We start from the raw sequence: 17,910 nt of genomic DNA, 5'->3' as shown, positions 1-17,910 counted from the left end.
ACGGAAGTTTTCGGACATGATCTCATTCCATCTTCGCAGGACTTGGCTGGAGCGGGAATCGAATTAGTTCATTTCGACAATCGGGAATTCAGGTTATACGACGTTTTGCGTCAAATCAGAACTGATTATGATTATATTATCATTGATAGTCCTCCAAGTCTTGGACTTCTCACAATTAACGGATTAGTAGCCAGCGATGAGATTATAATTCCCGTTCAGACTGAATATTACGCGCTGGAGGGCTTAAGCCAGCTTTTGGAGACAATCAACCTAGTCAAAGAGAATCTCCAGCCAGAGCTCAAAATTATGGGCGCAGTGCTTACGATGTATGACAAAAGAAACCGGCTGGCGCGCCAGGTAGTCCGCGAAATGCGCGACCATTTTCCGGGAAGAGTGTTTGACAGCGTCATTCCTCGTTCAGTAAGGCTGGCAGAAGCGCCGAGTTTCGGAAAATCAATTTTGCAATTTGACGCATTTTCCAAAGGCGCCCGTTCATACAAAAATCTGGCCAGGGAAATAATAGAAATGGATAAAAATAATAAAAAAGGATTTACGGTATAAGTTTTTTAAAATTTTCAATTTTCAATTTTCAATTTTCAATCAATTTTCAATTTCTGAATTGTCAAATGTTTAAAAATTTTGTAATTTAGTCATTAGAAATTGTTTAGAAATTAGAAATTTGAAATTAGAAATTTCCAATGCAATATGCCTCAAAATTACGGACTGGGAAGGGGACTCTCATCTCTTATTCCCAAGAAAAATTATTCTACCAATGTTAATCCTTCAGAACCTGTTCAGAGAAGCGCTAGCAGTGATGATGACAGAAAAACCAATTTTATTCTGAAGGGAAAAAGTATTATTGAGGTAGATATTAACCAGATTATTCCCAATCCTCAGCAGCCTCGGCTTCATTTTAATGAAGAAAAAATCAACGAACTCTCTGCCTCCATTAAGGAGCATGGGATAATTCAGCCTCTGATTGTTACCCAGAGCGGAGCTAAATTCGAATTGGTCGCGGGAGAAAGAAGATTCGAGGCTTCCAAAAAAGCGGGACTTACGAAAGTTCCGGTGATTGTTCGCGAAGCGGGAGAAAAAGAAAAACTGGAATTGGCTATTACGGAAAATGTCCAGCGTCATGATTTGGATCCGGTTGAAGAAGGGAAGGCCTATAAAAAATTAATGGATGAATTTGAAATGAGCCAAGATGAAGTGGCGGTGAAAATGGGAAAGAGCCGAAGCGCAATATCCAATAAAATTCGGCTTCTCAGCCTTCCGGTAGAAATCCAGAAAGCTTTGGTTTCTGGGGAAATAAGCGAGGGCCATGCCAAAGCAATTCTAGCGCTTTCTAATCCGGAAAAGCAAAGAGCGCTTTTTGAAATGATCAAAAAAAACGGACTCACAGTCCGCCAAGTGGAAGAAAAAACCAAAGAAGTTTCAGTAAGATCCCACAGTAGGGTGGTTAATGTCGATCCCAATATGAAAGAGCTGGAAAATAAGTTGATGGGAATTTTTGGAACCAAGGTAAAACTTTCCAAATCCGGCCGCGGCGGAAAAATTATCATTGAATACTATTCAGATGAAGAATTAAAGGGAATATTAGGAAGAATCTCTAGCTGATATTCTATAATTCTTTCTTCAACTCTCTCCTGATGTGCGCTTTGGCATTGGAAGTTCTCACGAAATTCAGCCAATCTTGGCTGGGTTTCTTTTTTTCTTTGGAGGTAAGTATTTCAACTACCTGCCCATTTTTTATTTTATAGCTCAATGGGACTATTTTACGGTCGATTTTGGCTCCTATAGTCCGATCTCCAATTTCACTGTGAATCATATAGGCAAAATCGACCGGCGTAGCTCCATCGGGAAGATTAATGATGTCTCCTTTGGGAGTAAAAGCAAAGATTCGGTTTTTTAAGAAATCTATTTTTAGTCCGTCAATAAATTCTTCATTATCTCTTCCTATCTCTCCTTGCCATTCGCGGAGCTGTTTCATCCAAGCAACTTCTTTCTCAGGCTTATTTGTTATGTTTTTTAGAAAATATTTTTTCCATCCTTTCTTTTCCTGCTCGCTATAGATCCAATGAGAGGCAATTCCGAATTCCGCTTCGTCATCCATTTTTTTGGTTCTTATTTGAACCTCTAAAATTCTTCCTTCAGGACCAAAAACAGTGGTATGAATCGACTGATAGCCGTTAGGTTTTGGTAAAGAGATGTAATCCTTGATTCTTCCAACTAGCGGGTGATATTTCTTGTGGACAATTCCTAACGCTTCATAACAGTCAGCAATATTTGGAACAATAATTCTGACTGCCGCCAAATCATAGATTCGGTTAATGTCCATATCGTGCTGTTTCAGCTTTAGATAAAGGCTATGGAGCCTTTTAGCCCTTCCTTTTATTTCAATTACTTTTATGCTTTCTTTTTCAAGATCAGCTTTCAGCTCTTTGATTGTTTTGTTTACATATCTTTCTATCTCTTGATATTGTTTTTCTTCCAGAACTTTTACGTGCCGGTAATTTTCCGGATCAAGAAACTTAAAAGACAGATCTTCTAGATCTCCTTTTGTTTCTCCGATTCCCAAGCGGTCGGCGATAGGAACGAAAATCTCCATTGTTTCCTTGGCAATTCTTCCCCTTTTTTCTTCCGGAAGATGCTCCAGAGTTCTCATATTGTGAAGCCGATCAGCTAGTTTTATAATAACCACGCGCACGTCAGCTGCCATTGCCAAAAACATTTTTCTAGTATTTTCTAGGAAATATTCTTCCTTGGATCCGCGCAGTTTTATTTTTCCAAGCTTAGTTACTCCATCGACCAAAGTAGCGATTTCTTTTCCAAATTTTTCCTCAAGTTCAGAAAGTGTAACGGAAGTATCCTCCGGGACATCATGAAGAATCCCGGCTGTAATAGTTTTCGATCTCATTCCTATTTTGGCGATGTTAAGCGCCGTTTCTAGGGAATGCTGGACGTATTCGTCGCCCGATTTTCTTTTTTGTCCCGCGTGCGCTTTTTTGGCAAACTCATAAGCGTCAAGAATTCTTTGTTTTCTTTCTTTGGTAAGACCGAATCTGACAGCTTTTAAAATGTCGTTGATTGTGAGCATCGCTAAAATTTTCAATTTTCAATTTACTTGTTTTCAATCAATATCTCAATTTTCAATTTTAAAAAATTTGAAAATTAATTCATTGAAAATTCATTGTAAATTGATCATTGATAATTGAAAATTATTTCTCAAACTTGCATTCCTTACTCGAACATCGGACGATTCCTTTCGGGGCAAAAACTAATAATGCTCCACACGTTGGACATTTTTCTCCGGTTGGTTTGCTCCAAAGGGCGAAATCGCATTTTGGATAACTGCTGCATCCATAGAACATTTTTCCGCGCTTGGATTTTCGTTCCACAATGTCGCCGACGCCGCATTTCGGGCATTTGAGTCCGGTTTTATTTTCTATTCTCTGTATGCCCTTGCAATCAGGATATCTGGAACATCCCAAAAACGCTCCAAATCTTCCTCTTTTTACTACCATCGGCGCTCCGCATTTATCGCAAATTATTCCGGAATTTTCTTCTTCCACCTTCTTTTCCGCTTCCGTTTTTTCGGTGTATCGGCAGCTGGGGAAGTTTACACAAGCGATGAATTTTCCAAATCTTCCGAATTTTACCAAAAGATCGCCCCCGCATTCCGGGCATTTCTTTTCCAATTTTTCCAAAATGTCTTCTCTTTTTACATCTTTAGTTTTTTTCTTAAGGTTTTTGTTGAATGGCCCGTAAAAAGCGCGAATAACCGGAACCCATTCTTTTTTCCCTTCGGCGATTTCGTCAAATTCTTCTTCTACATTGGCGGTAAACTGCATATTCACAATTTCCGGAAAATGTTCCACCAAAATGTCATTTACCAAAAATCCAATCTCAAGGGGAATCAATTTTTTTTCTTCATTTTTTTCGACGTATTTCCGGTCGATGATGGTTGAAATAGTCGGAGCATAGGTTGAAGGTCTGCCGATTCCATTTTCTTCCAGAACTTTCACCAAGGCGGCTTCGGTGTAACGCGGAGGAGGAGTGGTTGATTTTTGTTCGGAGTCGGCGCTTACCAGGCTTAATTTATCTCCAACCTTCATTTTGGGAAGAAGGTTTTCGCTAACTGGAATCTTGTCTCCATAAAGTTTCAGATATCCGTCAAATTTGATGGTTGAACCGTTGGCGCGCAGAAGATACTTATTTTTTTTGCCTATTGCTTCAATGTCAGCCCGCACTGAGTTCATTGTCGCCGGTTGCATCTGGGAAGCGAGCATCCTGGTCCAAATAAGCCGGTATAATTTTATTTCTTTTTCATCCAATGACTTGGGAAGTTCGTCGGGAGTTTTTTCCGGATAAGCGGGGCGGATAGCTTCGTGCGCTTCCTGCGCTCCCTTTGATTTAGTCTTGAAGAACCTTGGATTTTCCAAGGCGTATTCTTTTCCAAACATTTCAGTGATGGCTTTTCTGGCTGCAATCATTGACTCCAATGACAAGTTGACGCTGTCCGTTCGCATATAGGTGATAAAACCTTGTTCATATAACCTTTGGGCGGCCATCATAGCTACTTTAGCCGAAAATCCCAATGTATTGATAGCGGACTGTTGGAGCGTTGAAGTGGTGAATGGAGCGGAAGGGGAGCGCAAAGTTTCTTTTTCTTCGATATCTTTAATGGCAAAAGAAGAAGATTTAAGTTCATCGGTTATTTCCTTGGCATCCTTTTCATTTTTGATGATGGTTTTTTTGGTTTTGTAATCTCCGGCAAAAAGTTTCAAGGTTATAGTTTCCTCGACTTTTTCTCCATTTTTTTCCAGCAGATTGGAGCCGAATTGGTCGTCCTCTTTTTTGAGCTTAGCGGTGATGGTCCAAAAATCTTCTTTCTTGAATTTTTCAATTTCTCTTTCTCTCTCGGTGATAATTCGAAGAGCGACAGATTGCACTCTTCCGGCGCTGAGTCCTTTTTTAATCTTGCTCCAAAGAAAAGGGGAGAGCTCGTATCCGACCAACCTGTCCAAAACTCTTCGCGCTTGCTGGGCGTCAACCAAATTAATATCCAAATCCCGCGGATGTTCCAAAGCTTTTTCTATGGCAGTTTTGGTAATTTCATGAAAAGCGATTCGTTCGTATTTTTTACTCTTTTTTTTGTCGAGACCAAGCGCGCTAATCAAATGCCAGGCGATAGCTTCTCCTTCTCGGTCTTCATCAGTTGCGAGAACAATTTCATCAGCTTCTTCCGCGGCGCTCTTAAGAATAGCCACTTTATCCTTGGCTTTCTTGGGAATAACGTATTTCGGCTCAAAATTATGTTCGATGTCGATTCCCATTACGCTGGTCGGCAAATCTCGAACGTGTCCGTAAGAAGATTTTACATTATATCCCTTGCCTAAAAACTTGGATATTGTTTTCGCTTTCGTAGGTGATTCTACTATGATTAAACGCATATAGTTGCGAATGTTGAATTCTAATGGTCGCGAATGTTGATTGCAATTAACGCGAATAATTAGATTATCAATTTAATTGTTTATACTCAATATCTGAATTTATTATTCTTTTATAACTTAATTTTTCTGTTCTGAAATTTGCAATAATTCCTAACTTAATTTGCTTGCTTTTTAAATATGCGGATATTTGTTTGAAGTCGGTTATTTTGAATCTATCAGTTGCTTTTATTTCTAATATTATTTTATCTTCAATTAAAAAATCTAAAAAATACTTTCCAATCTTATTTCCATTGCATAATAAATCTACCTGTAATTCCTTATTGTATTTTACGCCTTTCTCTTAATTCTATCTCGATAGCTCTCTGATAATATTTTTCCTGATATTTATTGCCTAATTCATTCTGCACATCATATAAAATTCCCATCAATTTATAGCTCAATTCAGGATAAATTATTTTGCTATTCGCATTCATTTGTTTTTTTATTCGCAACTATTAGCGTAATACTATATAGTTTTGTCCTCCAATATCTTTTATCATTCCTTTCATTTCCATCATAGCTAGAGCAGAAAGGGCGGTTGATGTATTAAGTTTAGTTAGTTTAATCAGCTTGTCAATGTGGACCGCTTCGCAGCCCAAATTTTTGAGAATGATTTCTTCTTCCGGAGAATCGGGAATAATCTCTCTGGCTTTCTCAATCTCGGTTCTTTTTTCCAGATTCAGTTCTTCCAGAATATCCTGCACTGAGGTAACTAATTTCGCCCCCTCCCTGATTAATTTATTTGTGCCTTGGGAGCTTTCGGAAAATATCGGTCCGGGAACGGAAAATACTTCCCGATTGAATTCCACTGCCAAATTGGCTGTGATCAGGCTTCCGCTTTCCATCTGCGCTTCAACAATCAGCGTTCCTAATGTTAATCCTGCCATCAATCGATTGCGAGCCGGAAAATTTCCGGGAACGGAAGGCGTTCCCAGAGGAAAATCGGAAACAAGCGCGCCAGACTCAATTATTCTTCTGGAAAGATTATAGTTAGCTCGCGGTCCGATATTGGAATCTTCCAGGCTGCTTCCCAGAATAGCAATGGTTTTTCCTTTAACTTCCAAAGCGCCCGTGTGCGCTTCGGCATCAATACCGAGCGCCATTCCGCTGACAATGGTTATTCCGGATGTTGCCAAGTCGCGAGCGAAACTATAGGCCACCTGTTTTCCATAACTTGTCATCTTACGCGATCCAACGATAGAAATCAAATATCCGGAAAATATTTCCGAAAGCTCCAAAGTGCTCTTTATATATAGTATATACGGTGCGCTGGGGATTTCCCGAAGAAGCGGAGGATATGCAGAGTCGTTAAGAGCTATAATTCGCACGTTTTCCTTAGCCAGTTTTTCCATTTCTTCTTCGGGATTTATTTTTTCTCTTTCGGAAACTATTTTATTAGCCAAGCTTTCTCCGATCCCGCTTTGAACCAAATTTTGGAAGTCCGACTTCCAAACATTCTCCGGAGACCCAAAAAAATCCAGAAGCATTTTCATCTTCTGGGGACCGAGGCCGTTGATCTTGTTGAGAGCGTTGAGAAATTTCATAACACTATTGAATATATCAAGAAATCGCAGGCTTGACAAAAGCCCAATGTTTTGCTATACTAGACCGTTATAGTAGTTATTTTAAAAGATGCAAAAAAGTGCCTTTAAATGGGCAATGCGCCGAAGAGGCGCAATGGTTTTTGGAATTTCGTCCGTAGTCGAAAGCGGACCATCCTCCTTAGGTTTCGTGAGTAGTTAAATGTATTTAATCTTGATATTTCAAGAGAAGATGCTACTACAGACGAAATTCTGGAAGCCATTTTGAATAAAAGGAGGATTCTACTATGCTAAAAGGTGGGTTGTTAGTGACAGTATTAAATGTAGTATCACTGTTCACGTCTTGTTTCGTGCTTTATTGTTTTTGGGGAAGTACGGAGCTGGCGTTAGTAGCCCTCGCTCTTTTAATTTTTGGAGTGACTGGCTACGTAGGAGGTATTCGTATTGCACTTGGCAAGCCCATCAAGTTCAAAAGTCTTGAAGATGGGCATTATGTAAAGTTTTCCAACGACCCCCGGGTTATTAAGGTCGTTGTGGCAAACACATCGGGCGAAAGACTGGTTACTGATGTGCCGAAGGAGTTGGATGTAGAGGGGAGGCTCACATTCACAAAAAGGACTGTAACAAGAAAAAAAGAAGTAACAGCTACAGCCACAGTGACTTAGCATTACAATTGCAGAAATATCAGGAGAAGGTTTGCGTTGTCGCATTGCAGTAATTGCAACAAATGCGATGACAAAGACCTTCTCCTTTTTTATTTATACGACGTCATTCTGAGCGCCGCGCGAAGAATCTCAGTATTTGCAAACAAAATTTTTATTATATTTGTTCGGGATCCTTCGTCCCGCTAAGCGGGACTCAGGATGACAAATATTTTATTATAATTTAATTTCTTTCGCCAAATTTTTAATAATTTCCAATTCTTCCTGCGAAAAATCTTGCAGTACGAAAACATCGCCGGGAATTATCCTGGCTTTTCTTTTTTCTTCGCCTTCGATGCCGATGCGAATGCGTTTGAAATTTTGCGTGCCGATTTTGTCGATGATGTCTTGGACGCCATTATGTCCCGCCGGTCCGGAATCGGTGGAAATTTTATATTCTCCAAAATTAATGTCTAAGTCGTCATGAATGACGATAATATTTTCCGGAGTTAATTTGTAGAAGCTCATTATTTTCTGAACTGTCTCTCCGGAATTGTTCATAAAAGTTTGGGGTTTGGCGAGGATTATTTTATCGCTATCTTTATTTTTCTCTGAAATCTCTGAGTTAAATTTATGGGAAAATTCAAAAGCAGGAAAATCCCAATCATTTTTTAACTCGTCGAGAATTATGAATCCGGCATTGTGCCGGTTGTTTCCATATTTTTCTCCAGGATTGCCCAGGCCGATTATTAGAATCATAAAATATTTAACATTATTAATTTATTATATTATGTCATTCCTGCGAAAGCAGGAATCTACACAAACGATAATCGCAAGTTTGATGTATGAATTTAGATTAGCGTAACTCTAGAGCGTAGATTCCTGGTCAAGCCAGGAATGACAAATGCTGTAAATATTAATTACTTTTTTATTAAATCAAAATAATTTTGGCTGTCGGAAGCGTTTTTGAATTCCTCAATATTTCCCTCCTCGAAAGAGTCGATGTCTCCAAGGTCGTTTCCGAGAACCAGAACCAAGTCGCTTTCTTGCTTTTCTATTATAGCATCATTTTTCCCAACCAATCTTATTTTTAGTATTTTGATGATTTCATCCAGCGTGAATATTTTTTGCCCGTTAGTCTTGCCATAGACATAGGAATTATTTAGGATTCCTGAATTTCCCGAGTAAACCGTTTTAATATTTTTTATTTTCATCTTATTTTCCAAAATATCTTTGACTTTGGAATCAAGATTCCTGTAGTTGCTTTGATTGATAATCGTTACGCTGGCGTTTTCTTTCTCGATTTCCGCTTTTCTTCTGCGAATCGAATCCAGGTCAAAAATATTTTGCGTCAAATCCTGGATTTCGCTGTAATTTCCCACGCGCGGAACCAGAACAAAAGCCTGAACTCCTCCAGCGGGAATATGAGAAACCTTGAGTATGCTTTCTTTTTTCCAGGCGTCAACTACTGCATTAGTAATATTTTGAGTATCGGATTTTTTAGCAAGATCAAGGAACCCTTCGATTTCATCCATTCCGATGTCGGTTTTGATATTTTCTCCAAGGTCGCTTAGCAATTTATTAAGAGCGATCGGGTTCAGAAAAGTCTGCAATGAAAAAACTTTATTTTTTGTCGATTGCATAACTTGCTGTTGGCGCTTGGCTCTTCCAAAATCTCCTTCCGGATCGTCGTGGCGCTCGCGGACATATTTAAGCGCCGTTTCGCCATTCATAAGGTGCAGTCCTTTTTTAATTTCAAAAGTTTCGTAGCTATAATTCGGTCCGGGATAGCGGGGATCATAGATGTCTCTTTCGACGGAAATATTGATGCCTCCGATGTCGTCGATTATTTTCTTGAATCCGTCAAAATCGAGGACGATGAAATAATGAACAGGAGAACCAGTAATTTCTTCCACGGTTTTTTTGATCGGATTGGCGTATTCCTTCCGGCTAATGCCGTATTGATAGATGGAATTTATTTTGGTGTAGAAGGAAGTGTCTGCGATTTTAGCGTAAAAATCGCGAGGGAGGGAAAGAAGAGCAATTTTTTTGTTTTTTGTGTCGATGCTGAGCATCATTATTGTGTCAGTGAGATTTTGTCCCGGCTTTCCTTTTCCGGCAGTTCCGAGAAGCAGGATGTTTGTTCTTCCGTCTTCTTCGCCTCGGAGCATTTTTCTGCTATTTGGAATCAAGGAAGAAATCAATGATCCCACATTGTTCATAACAGAAGAACTTTCATTATCAATGCTGATTTTTTTCCCAGTGCTTCCGATTTTAAAAACAAAATATCCTCCCCAAACAAAAGCCAAAATTAGCGCCGTGAAAGTTGCAATTTTAAAAAATATTTTTAGAAATTTGTTTCTTGACATATTTATAATTCGCTTGCTAGCTCTATGTTAGCCTACTTTGTACGATACTTGCAAGGACGCATTAGCCGTGTTATAATGGTTGTGTTTGCTATTCATTAAATTTTATCAATGGCAGAAGAAAACTCTAAAAAGAGCAATGTTTTTAATGGAAAAAAAGAGTCCTATTTTGGCGTAGGAAGTTTTTTGTTGGAAATTGTTAAAGTTTTTATTCTAGCTCTTGTAATCATAACTCCAATCAGAGTTTTTCTTTTTCAGCCGTTTTTTGTCCAAGGAGCCAGTATGGAACCGAATTTCAAAGACGGCCAATATTTGATTATCAACGAATTGGGATACAAAGAAACGGATATCGGAATGGGAGAAAAGCAATTTTTTTCAGTGAGTTCTTTCAAAGAGTTGAAAAGAGGCGATGTGGTTGTTTTCAAATATCCAAAAGATCCTAAACAATATTTTATCAAAAGAGTAATCGGCCTTCCGGGAGAAAAAATAAAAGTTAGCGATGGAAAGGTCTACATTTTCAACAAAGAAAATCCAGAAGGATTTATTTTGGATGAGAGCGGATATTTGCCGCAAGAATTAAAAACGCAAGGAGATTCGACGGAACAGCTTAGCGATAATGAATATTTTGCAATGGGAGACAATAGGGGCTATAGCCATGATTCAAGAGCTTTTGGTCCGGTCGGAAAAGAATTTATTGTCGGGAAAGTATTGGTTCGCGCCTGGCCGTTTAATAACGTAGCAATATACTAAACCCACGAATCTACAAATCTATTACAAATATACAAATATTTTTTTGGATATTATTTGCAGAATTTGTAGATTTGTAGCAGATTTGTAATTTGTAGTATGAAGAAAGTAAAAAAAGTCAGTAAGAAGCCAGCAGCTAAGAAACTGGCTAAAAAAGTTCCCGAAAAGGAGCCGATTCTTTTGCAGCCGCCTCGAGGGATGAGGGATATTCTTCCGGAAAGCCAGCCATATTGGGAACATATCAGAAGAACATTATCCAGGTTATCGTATGAATATGGTTTTCAAAGGATTGATATTCCTTTGGTTGAATATGCCAATCTTTTTAATCGGACAATTGGAGAAGGGACCGACATTGTGGAAAAGGAAATGTATGCGTTCACAACCAAAGGCGGAGACAGGGTAGCTCTTCGGCCGGAAATGACTGCCGGAATTTGCCGTTCATATATTCAAAATGGAATGAATGTTTTGCCGAAGCCGATAAAATTATTTTCCATAGGACAGATTTATCGCTATGACAGGCCGCAAGAAGGAAGATACCGCGAACATTGGCAAGGGAATTTCGATATTTTTGGAGAAGATAATCCGATTATGGACGCGCATCTTATCCAGCTGGCTCACCGAGTAGTGACATCTCTGGGAATTAAAAATATCCAGTTCCAGATAAACAGCATCGGATGCGCCCAGTGCCGAAAAGATTATCGCAATCTCTTAATGAGTTATTTTGAATCAAGAAAACAAAAGCTTTGTCAGGATTGCAAAAGAAGACTAGAAATCAATCCTCTTCGAATTTTGGATTGCAAGGAAGACAAATGCGCTCAGGTAGGGCTGAATGCTCCACAGACCGTCGATCATTTATGCGCTGATTGCCATTTGCATTTCAAGAATTTGCTCGAATATCTAGATGAGCTTAATTTGCCTTACGTTATTAACAATCGCTTAGTCAGAGGACTTGATTATTATACGCGAACTGTTTTTGAAATCTGGGTGAATGATGATGGAGGAAAGAATTATTCTTTGGGCGGAGGAGGAAGGTACGACAAGCTCATTAAAATGCTGGGCGGAGAAGATACTCCGGCTATCGGATTCGGTCTTGGACTAGACAGGCTTGCAATTGAAATGAAAAGAATTAACGCCAAACTGCACAAGGCTCCAACTCCAAGAGTATTTTTGGCACAACTCGGAGAATTAGCCAAAAAGAAAAGTTTGAATATGTTCTCCGAACTTGAAAGGAATGGGATAGCGGTAGCGGAAAGTTTTGGTCGAGGAAGCTTGAAATCGCAACTTAGAGTGGCTGACAAGTTTAAAGTTGAAATAACGCTGATTATCGGGCAGAAAGAAGCCCTGGACGGAACGGTAATAGTGAAAAATATGAAGACCGGATCGCAGGAAACAGTGACGAATGAAAAAATAATTAATGCCGTAAAAAAAATATTAAAAAGCGATATAATAGTTTCACACGCCTAGAATTGGAATTTACAATTTTCAATTTACTTGTTTTCAATAAATTTACAATTAATCAATTTTCAAATTTTGTAAATTTAATCATTGAAAATTCATTGTAAATTGATCATTGATAATTGAAAATTAATTAGAAAGGGGGTTTTTGTGATCGAAGTAAGAAAAAAGGAAAAAGAAACATCAGAAAGCTTGATAAGAAGATTTTCCCGCAGAGTTCAGCAAAGCGGTGTTTTGGCGCGTGCCAGAAAATCCAGATTTCTCAAAGACAAGAAGAATAAAAGGGAAAAAAGAGACGAAGCTTTGTATAAGATAAAAATCAGAAAAGAAATTGACAAGCTTAAAAAACTTGGGAAGTTTGATGATGAAGCACTGAAGAATATCAAGAGAAAAATGGAATAATGCCAATAGTCGCGAATATTAAACTAATACATTCGAATTTATTAGTTTATGTATTTGCAATAATTCGCATGCTCAAAGAACAAATCCTTTCCGACCTTAAAGAATCTCTGAAATCAGGAGATGCTCTTAGGCGTGATACTTTGCGTTTGCTTTCCAGCGCCATTAAGAACGCTGAAATTGAAAAAAAGAAAAAAGAAGAAGGTCTTAGCGATCAGGAGATTGTTGAGACGATTAAAAAATCAGTCAAACAAAGAAAGGATAGTATTGAGCAATATGAAAAAGGAGGCAGGCAGGATTTGGCTGATAAGGAAAAACAAGAATTGGAAATTCTTTCGATTTATCTTCCAGAGCAAATGAGCGAAGACAAAATCAGAGAAGAAATAGAGAAAGTTATCGCTAAAACCGGAGCAAATTCTCAGAAAGATTTCGGAAAAGTTATGGGAATGGCGATGAAAAGATTAAATGGCCAAGCAGATGGAGATGCGGTGAAAAAGATTGTGAAAGAAGAAATAGCCAAAATTTCCTAATTTCTGATTGCCCTAGCTAACCTAACCCATTCGAACGCTAATGGCCAAAAAACAAGGGCGGGATTTATAAATTGGAAATTGGTTAGAAATTAGAATAATTATAAATTTTCATGTTCAATTATTTTAACTTAAATTTTCTTGAAAAGGGCACTGCTGGTTATCAATTGCTTGTTTTGCTTATTCTATTACTATTTCTCAAAGTCTTCTTCAGGCTGATTGTCTATAAGTTTTTTTCTTTTATTTTTAAATCTTCAAGAAAGGAAATAGCCAGAGCTAAGGGCAGGACAATCGCCTTGTTGCTCAATACGGTTGGAAATATAATAATCTTAAGCGTGGCTGTCCTTTTAATACTTGAATTAATCGGTATCGATATCCGTCCTCTTTTGGCTGGAGCGGGAATTTTGGGCTTGGCAATCGGTTTTGGGTCGCAAACTCTCATTAAGGATTTTGTCAGCGGGATATTTATAATTTTAGAAAATCAATACAATGTCGGAGATATAGTGAAGATAGGAACTTTCACCGGAAAAGTGGAAAAAATTTCCTTTCGTTCTACTGTCATAAAAGATGAAAAAGAAGGGCTCGTTTATATTTCCAACGGATCTATCGGAAGCGTAGCCAATCTTACCCAGGGGAAAATAATAGGTAAAACAAAATGAAATTCGATATAGAGATTAACAATCAGGAAAAATGTTCCTTGGCTAAAAAATATTTTGATGATGTTGCTTCAAAAACTATTAAGCTGAGCAGAATAAAATTTTCTGGAAAAATAAGCATAAGCCTAGCAATAGTATCAGAAAGGGAAATAAAAAGAATCAACCGGATTTATCGAAAAAAAAACAAAGTTACTGATATTTTATCTTTTTCCGAATATCCCCAAAAAAAAGAAAAAGATATTTTTTGCGAGCTGATAGTCTGTCTGGCATACGTGAAAAAATCTTCGGAAATTGACAAAATATCCCTTAAAAAAGAGATGGCATATGTGGTTTCGCACGGGATATTGCATTGCATTGGATTTGGCCATAGCAAGAAGATGTATGAAATTCAGGATGAAGTTTGCAAAAAATATAGATAAATAAATTAATAAATCAATATGGAAGAGACAAAAAGGAATATCAAGGAAATTTGCACGAGCTTCAAGTGCGCTTTTAGGGGAGTAAAATATGCAATATCTCATGAAAGGAATTTTCAAATAGAGATAATTTCTGCATTTTCTATTGTTGCGCTGATTTTAATTTTTGACATAAAAAGTTGGGAAGCGGTAGTTCTTTTTTTGATGATAATGTGGATTTTGGTGGTGGAGCTTGTTAATACGGTAGTGGAAAAAGTAGTTGATATTTTAAAACCCAGAGTTCATCCCTATGCGCGCCTTATTAAGGATATGATGGCGGCAGTAGTGCTTATTTCAGCTGTCTTTGTTGCCGCTATAGGGATAATTATTTTTTATCCATATCTTAGAGATCTTTTTATTTTCGCATATTAATTTTTTGCGGAAAAAAAGTTTTTACCGTATAATTTAGCTATGTCCAAGAAAAATATCATAGTGGGGATAGACGTTGGCTCTTCTAATGTACGCTGTATTATCGTACAGGCTTTTTCTGATGTGGAAATACCCAGGATAATTGGCGTAGGAGAAGTGCCTTCTTCCGGAATAAGAAGAGGAATAATTTCCGATGTTGAAGAAGTGATAAAAAATATCAATGAATCAGTGGAAAAAGCCGAAAGAATGGCGGGGGTTACCGTTAAGAGCGCTAACGTTAATATTGGCGGAACCGAAATAAATTTTCAAAATTCAAAAGGAGTTATCGCGGTAGGAAGAGCTGACGGAGAAGTAACGGAAGATGATTTGGAAAGAGTTATCGTCGAAGCTCAAAATGTTGCGCTTCCGCTAAATAAAGAAATAATCTATGTCATCCCTAAAAATTATCGGTTGGACGATCAGGAAAACATCAGAGACCCTTTGGGCATGAAAGGAGTTCGCTTGGAAATGAACGCTTTGGTTATTGAATGTTCTTCCGGACAAGTTAAAAATCTGACCAGATGCATTCATCAGTCGGGAATAGATATGGATGAAATAATTTTAGAACCTTTGGCGGCAGCCGAATCTGTTCTTGGAAGAAAACAAAAAGAATTGGGGGTGGTTTTGATTGATATTGGAGGGGGAACCACAGGAATTTCTGTTTTTGAAGATGGCGATTTAGTCCATACCGCCGTTCTTCCGATAGGCGCCGGACATGTTACAAACGATATTGCTATTGGGCTTCGTACTTCGATTGAAGTGGCTGAAAAAGTAAAATTGGAATTCGGAAATGCCATTTCCGAAGAGGTTGGCAAAAAAGAAGAAATAGATTTGTCCGAAGTTGATTCTCAAGAATCAGGAGTTGTTTCTCGTTATCATGTCGCGGAAATTATTGAAGCCAGACTGGAGGAGATATTCGGAATGGTCAATAGGGAATTAAAAAATATCGGAAAAGCCGGACTTCTTCCGGCCGGAGCGATAATTACTGGAGGCGGGGCTAAACTTCCTCAACTTGTCGATCTTGCAAAAAATGTTTTAGGTCTTCCCGCTCAGATTGGATTTCCAATAAATCTCGGAGGAATAATGAATAAAGTTGATGATCCATCTTTTTCGACGGTCGTGGGACTTGTAATTTGGAATGAAGAGCAGAAATCGAGTTTGAAGAAAGAAACAAAAAAAGTTTTTGGAAATATGTCCAACACAACTGAAGAGACTGTGAAAAAAATGAAGAAATGGATGGAGAAATTTTTGCCTTAGAGCAGTCTTTTTTGCGGCTTGACATTATCTGGTTTGATATGCTAGATTTAGATACTAAAATAAGTTGATTAAATAATATAATTATGGCTGAAATAAAACCGGATATAGAAACTTTTGCCAAAATAAAAGTAGTTGGAGTGGGAGGTTCAGGAAACAATGCAATCAGCAGGATGATTGAATCGAAAATCAAGGGGGTTGAATTTGTCGCAATAAACACTGATGCGCAGGCGCTTCATCATTCCAAAGCTTCCGAGAAAGTTCATATTGGAAAAAATTTGACCAAAGGGCTTGGGGCGGGAATGAATCCGGAAATAGGAAGACAGGCGGCGGAAGAAAATCGGGACGAAATTCAAGAAGTTCTCAAAGGTTCGGATATGGTTTTTGTAACTTGCGGTCTTGGAGGAGGAACCGGAACCGGCGCGGCGCCAATTGTGGCGGAAACTGCCAAAGAACTCGGAGCTCTGACTGTGTCAGTGGTAACGAAGCCGTTTGCTTTTGAAGGAGCGCAACGGAGAGCCATTGCCGAAGAGGGATTGGATAATTTAAAAGACAGAGTGGATTCTCTGATAACAATCCCGAATGATAAGTTGCTTTCCATAATTGACAGAAAAACAACTCTCATCAGCGCGTTTAGGATTGTTGACGACGTGCTAAGACAAGGCGTTCAGGGAATTTCCGATCTTATCACCAAGCCGGGAGTGGTTAATGTTGATTTTGCCGATGTCAGAGCTATTCTGGAAGATAGCGGATCAGCATTAATGGGAATCGGCATTGCCAGCGGAGAAAATAGGGCAATTGAAGCCGCCAGGCAAGCAATAAACAGCCCTCTTCTCGAACTTTCAATTGATGGAGCTAAAGGAGTATTGTTTAATGTTTCCGGTTCCAGTGACCTAACGATGCTTGAAATCAACGAAGCTGCTAATGTTATTACCGAAAACATCGATCCGAATGCTAAGGTAATATTCGGAGCGGTTACCGATGATCAAATCAGAAAAGGCGATATTCATATAACAGTCATTGCTACCGGATTTGATACGGAAAAAGTGAACGAAGCTTCCGAAAAGATTTCCAGAGCTTTTTCTGGTGCAACTATTCCGGTAGAAACCAAGAAAAAAGAAGAACCGAAAGAAGAAAGGATAGTTTTTCCGACCAAAAAACTGGAAACGAAGATGATTATCGAAGAAAAAATCCAACCGAGAGGAATTTCAATGAGAGGGGAAACATCCAAAGAAGCCGAAGAAGAAGAACTGGAAATCCCGGCTTTCATTCGGAGAAAAATGGAGAAATAGAAAATATTTACCTTTTTGAAAAAAAGCTTATTGTCGAAATAGGCTTTTTTATATGCGGTCAATTATTATCTGTCGAGGTTAAATTTTTAGTATTTCCAGGGATTTGAGTGGGGTGTGGACAACTTTTATTTGTTTTTTTTCTTTAATTATTGTATAATTTCAGCAAAGAAGTAGCGCCGTAATCTGAATAACAAATAATAAAACTAAAAAAATATGCAACAAAAAACAAAAATGATTATTCTTATTGCATTAATAGTCTTTATTATTTTCGCAACCGCGGTTTTTATGTTCAAAAAGACAAAAAACTTGTTTAATCTTGGCGAGCAAAACAAACAAGCTGAGCAATTGGAATCCGAAAAACAAAAAGAAGGGCAAACAGGGGATTTTTCAAAAAGCTTTACGACTATTGAAATTAAAGGAACTGTTGCGGCAATTTCCAAAGATTCCATTGAGATTCAAGATGGAGAAACAAAGAACACTTTTTCTCTTGCGGAAAACATCGCAGTGCTTTCCGTTAGCGGATCAAAAGTTGCCAAAAAAAGCGTTTCTGACCTCAAAAAAGGCCAAAATGTTTCCTTAATGCTTAATCAGGCTAACAGCGAGATCGTTTCCATTCAGATTCTTGAAGGACGAGATAGCAAGGCTCTTTTCTAGAAGCTAATTAAATTTTTTAAAAA

19 protein-coding genes are annotated in these 17,910 nt (G+C 38.3%); 13 read left to right on the top strand and 6 right to left on the bottom strand.

Annotated elements, in window-relative coordinates:
- Both WC906_02815 and WC906_02810 read left to right on the top strand, forming a co-directional pair.
- Positions 1-561 (top strand): ParA family protein (locus WC906_02815; protein ID MFA5777343.1); only part of this gene is annotated, 561 nt, incomplete at its 5' end.
- Positions 562-705: 144 nt separating this feature from the next.
- A complete protein-coding gene (locus WC906_02810) occupies positions 706-1,617 on the top strand; it encodes a ParB/RepB/Spo0J family partition protein (GenBank protein MFA5777342.1) in 912 nt (303 codons plus the stop codon).
- 4 nt (positions 1,618-1,621) lie between these two features.
- Here WC906_02810 and WC906_02805 read toward each other — a convergent pair whose 3' ends face one another.
- The 4 genes from WC906_02805 to dprA form a co-directional block, all read right to left on the bottom strand.
- Positions 1,622-3,097 (bottom strand): RelA/SpoT family protein, encoded by a 1,476-nt coding sequence (locus WC906_02805; GenBank protein ID MFA5777341.1) that lies wholly within the window; start codon positions 3,095-3,097, stop codon positions 1,622-1,624.
- A gap of 121 nt (positions 3,098-3,218) precedes the next feature.
- Complete coding sequence (topA, locus tag WC906_02800) at positions 3,219-5,453, bottom strand: type I DNA topoisomerase (GenBank protein ID MFA5777340.1); 2,235 nt, start codon at positions 5,451-5,453, stop codon at positions 3,219-3,221.
- Positions 5,454-5,770: 317 nt separating this feature from the next.
- Positions 5,771-5,926: a GxxExxY protein gene (locus tag WC906_02795; GenBank protein ID MFA5777339.1), complete on the bottom strand. Its 156-nt coding sequence runs from the start codon at positions 5,924-5,926 to the stop codon at positions 5,771-5,773.
- Between the two features lie 21 nt (positions 5,927-5,947).
- Positions 5,948-7,036, bottom strand: a complete 1,089-nt coding sequence (dprA, locus tag WC906_02790) for a DNA-processing protein DprA (protein MFA5777338.1) — start codon at positions 7,034-7,036, stop codon at positions 5,948-5,950.
- Positions 7,037-7,320: 284 nt separating this feature from the next.
- Between dprA and WC906_02785 the strand changes: the two genes are divergently transcribed.
- Complete coding sequence (locus tag WC906_02785; GenBank protein MFA5777337.1) at positions 7,321-7,698, top strand: hypothetical protein; 378 nt, start codon at positions 7,321-7,323, stop codon at positions 7,696-7,698.
- Between the two features lie 213 nt (positions 7,699-7,911).
- On the opposite strand, the gene pth is transcribed toward WC906_02785, so the two are convergent.
- Both pth and WC906_02775 read right to left on the bottom strand, forming a co-directional pair.
- The gene (gene pth, locus WC906_02780; protein ID MFA5777336.1) at positions 7,912-8,433 is read right to left on the bottom strand and encodes an aminoacyl-tRNA hydrolase; all 522 of its coding nucleotides are present in this window, start codon (positions 8,431-8,433) and stop codon (positions 7,912-7,914) included.
- Positions 8,434-8,594: 161 nt separating this feature from the next.
- On the bottom strand, positions 8,595-10,043 hold the full coding sequence (locus tag WC906_02775; protein MFA5777335.1) for an LCP family protein: 1,449 nt from the start codon (positions 10,041-10,043) through the stop codon (positions 8,595-8,597).
- Between the two features lie 108 nt (positions 10,044-10,151).
- Here WC906_02775 and lepB point away from each other — a divergent pair, with 108 nt between their 5' ends.
- The 10 genes from lepB (at position 10,152) to WC906_02725 (ending at position 17,887) form a co-directional block, all read left to right on the top strand.
- Positions 10,152-10,790, top strand: a complete 639-nt coding sequence (lepB, locus tag WC906_02770) for a signal peptidase I (protein ID MFA5777334.1) — start codon at positions 10,152-10,154, stop codon at positions 10,788-10,790.
- Positions 10,791-10,886: 96 nt separating this feature from the next.
- Positions 10,887-12,251: a histidine--tRNA ligase gene (gene hisS / locus WC906_02765; protein ID MFA5777333.1), complete on the top strand. Its 1,365-nt coding sequence runs from the start codon at positions 10,887-10,889 to the stop codon at positions 12,249-12,251.
- A gap of 141 nt (positions 12,252-12,392) precedes the next feature.
- Positions 12,393-12,644, top strand: coding sequence for a hypothetical protein (locus WC906_02760; GenBank protein MFA5777332.1), 252 nt, complete (start codon positions 12,393-12,395; stop codon positions 12,642-12,644).
- Between the two features lie 68 nt (positions 12,645-12,712).
- Entirely contained in the window at positions 12,713-13,171 is a 459-nt protein-coding gene (locus WC906_02755) for a GatB/YqeY domain-containing protein (GenBank protein MFA5777331.1), read from the top strand.
- Positions 13,172-13,281: 110 nt separating this feature from the next.
- On the top strand, positions 13,282-13,827 hold the full coding sequence (locus WC906_02750; GenBank protein MFA5777330.1) for a mechanosensitive ion channel domain-containing protein: 546 nt from the start codon (positions 13,282-13,284) through the stop codon (positions 13,825-13,827).
- Positions 13,824-14,243: an rRNA maturation RNase YbeY gene (gene ybeY, locus WC906_02745; protein MFA5777329.1), complete on the top strand. Its 420-nt coding sequence runs from the start codon at positions 13,824-13,826 to the stop codon at positions 14,241-14,243. The genes WC906_02750 and ybeY overlap by 4 nt, the downstream gene beginning before the upstream one ends.
- 18 nt (positions 14,244-14,261) lie before the next feature.
- Positions 14,262-14,651 (top strand): diacylglycerol kinase, encoded by a 390-nt coding sequence (locus WC906_02740; GenBank protein MFA5777328.1) that lies wholly within the window; start codon positions 14,262-14,264, stop codon positions 14,649-14,651.
- Positions 14,652-14,690: 39 nt separating this feature from the next.
- Positions 14,691-15,944 carry a cell division protein FtsA gene (gene ftsA, locus WC906_02735; GenBank protein MFA5777327.1) on the top strand — a complete coding sequence of 418 codons (1,254 nt, stop codon included), beginning with the start codon at positions 14,691-14,693 and terminating at the stop codon, positions 15,942-15,944.
- Positions 15,945-16,027: 83 nt separating this feature from the next.
- Positions 16,028-17,233, top strand: coding sequence for a cell division protein FtsZ (gene ftsZ, locus WC906_02730; protein MFA5777326.1), 1,206 nt, complete (start codon positions 16,028-16,030; stop codon positions 17,231-17,233).
- A gap of 213 nt (positions 17,234-17,446) precedes the next feature.
- Entirely contained in the window at positions 17,447-17,887 is a 441-nt protein-coding gene (locus WC906_02725) for a hypothetical protein (GenBank protein ID MFA5777325.1), read from the top strand.
- The last annotated feature ends 23 nt before the right edge of the window (positions 17,888-17,910 follow it).

The sequence above is a fragment of the Parcubacteria group bacterium genome (assembly GCA_041657845.1).
Classification (GTDB): domain Bacteria; phylum Patescibacteriota; class Minisyncoccia; order Moranbacterales; family JAKLHP01; genus JAKLHP01.
This window is presented reverse-complemented; position numbering and strand designations above follow the sequence as displayed.

What these genes read in the sequence shown, in the direction of transcription:
- ftsA (MFA5777327.1), top strand. Translation starts at nt 14,691, where the DNA reads ATGTCCAAGAAAAATATCATAGTGGGGATAGACGTTGGCTCTTCTAAT.
- WC906_02805 (MFA5777341.1), bottom strand. Translation starts at nt 3,097, where the DNA reads ATGCTCACAATCAACGACATTTTAAAAGCTGTCAGATTCGGTCTTACC.
- WC906_02775 (MFA5777335.1), bottom strand. Translation starts at nt 10,043, where the DNA reads ATGTCAAGAAACAAATTTCTAAAAATATTTTTTAAAATTGCAACTTTC.
- WC906_02755 (MFA5777331.1), top strand. Translation starts at nt 12,713, where the DNA reads ATGCTCAAAGAACAAATCCTTTCCGACCTTAAAGAATCTCTGAAATCA.
- WC906_02795 (MFA5777339.1), bottom strand. Translation starts at nt 5,926, where the DNA reads ATGAATGCGAATAGCAAAATAATTTATCCTGAATTGAGCTATAAATTG.
- WC906_02740 (MFA5777328.1), top strand. Translation starts at nt 14,262, where the DNA reads ATGGAAGAGACAAAAAGGAATATCAAGGAAATTTGCACGAGCTTCAAG.
- WC906_02810 (MFA5777342.1), top strand. Translation starts at nt 706, where the DNA reads ATGCCTCAAAATTACGGACTGGGAAGGGGACTCTCATCTCTTATTCCC.
- hisS (MFA5777333.1), top strand. Translation starts at nt 10,887, where the DNA reads ATGAAGAAAGTAAAAAAAGTCAGTAAGAAGCCAGCAGCTAAGAAACTG.
- WC906_02750 (MFA5777330.1), top strand. Translation starts at nt 13,282, where the DNA reads ATGTTCAATTATTTTAACTTAAATTTTCTTGAAAAGGGCACTGCTGGT.
- WC906_02785 (MFA5777337.1), top strand. Translation starts at nt 7,321, where the DNA reads ATGCTAAAAGGTGGGTTGTTAGTGACAGTATTAAATGTAGTATCACTG.
- ybeY (MFA5777329.1), top strand. Translation starts at nt 13,824, where the DNA reads ATGAAATTCGATATAGAGATTAACAATCAGGAAAAATGTTCCTTGGCT.
- pth (MFA5777336.1), bottom strand. Translation starts at nt 8,433, where the DNA reads ATGATTCTAATAATCGGCCTGGGCAATCCTGGAGAAAAATATGGAAAC.
- lepB (MFA5777334.1), top strand. Translation starts at nt 10,152, where the DNA reads ATGGCAGAAGAAAACTCTAAAAAGAGCAATGTTTTTAATGGAAAAAAA.
- WC906_02725 (MFA5777325.1), top strand. Translation starts at nt 17,447, where the DNA reads ATGCAACAAAAAACAAAAATGATTATTCTTATTGCATTAATAGTCTTT.
- topA (MFA5777340.1), bottom strand. Translation starts at nt 5,453, where the DNA reads ATGCGTTTAATCATAGTAGAATCACCTACGAAAGCGAAAACAATATCC.
- dprA (MFA5777338.1), bottom strand. Translation starts at nt 7,036, where the DNA reads ATGAAATTTCTCAACGCTCTCAACAAGATCAACGGCCTCGGTCCCCAG.
- ftsZ (MFA5777326.1), top strand. Translation starts at nt 16,028, where the DNA reads ATGGCTGAAATAAAACCGGATATAGAAACTTTTGCCAAAATAAAAGTA.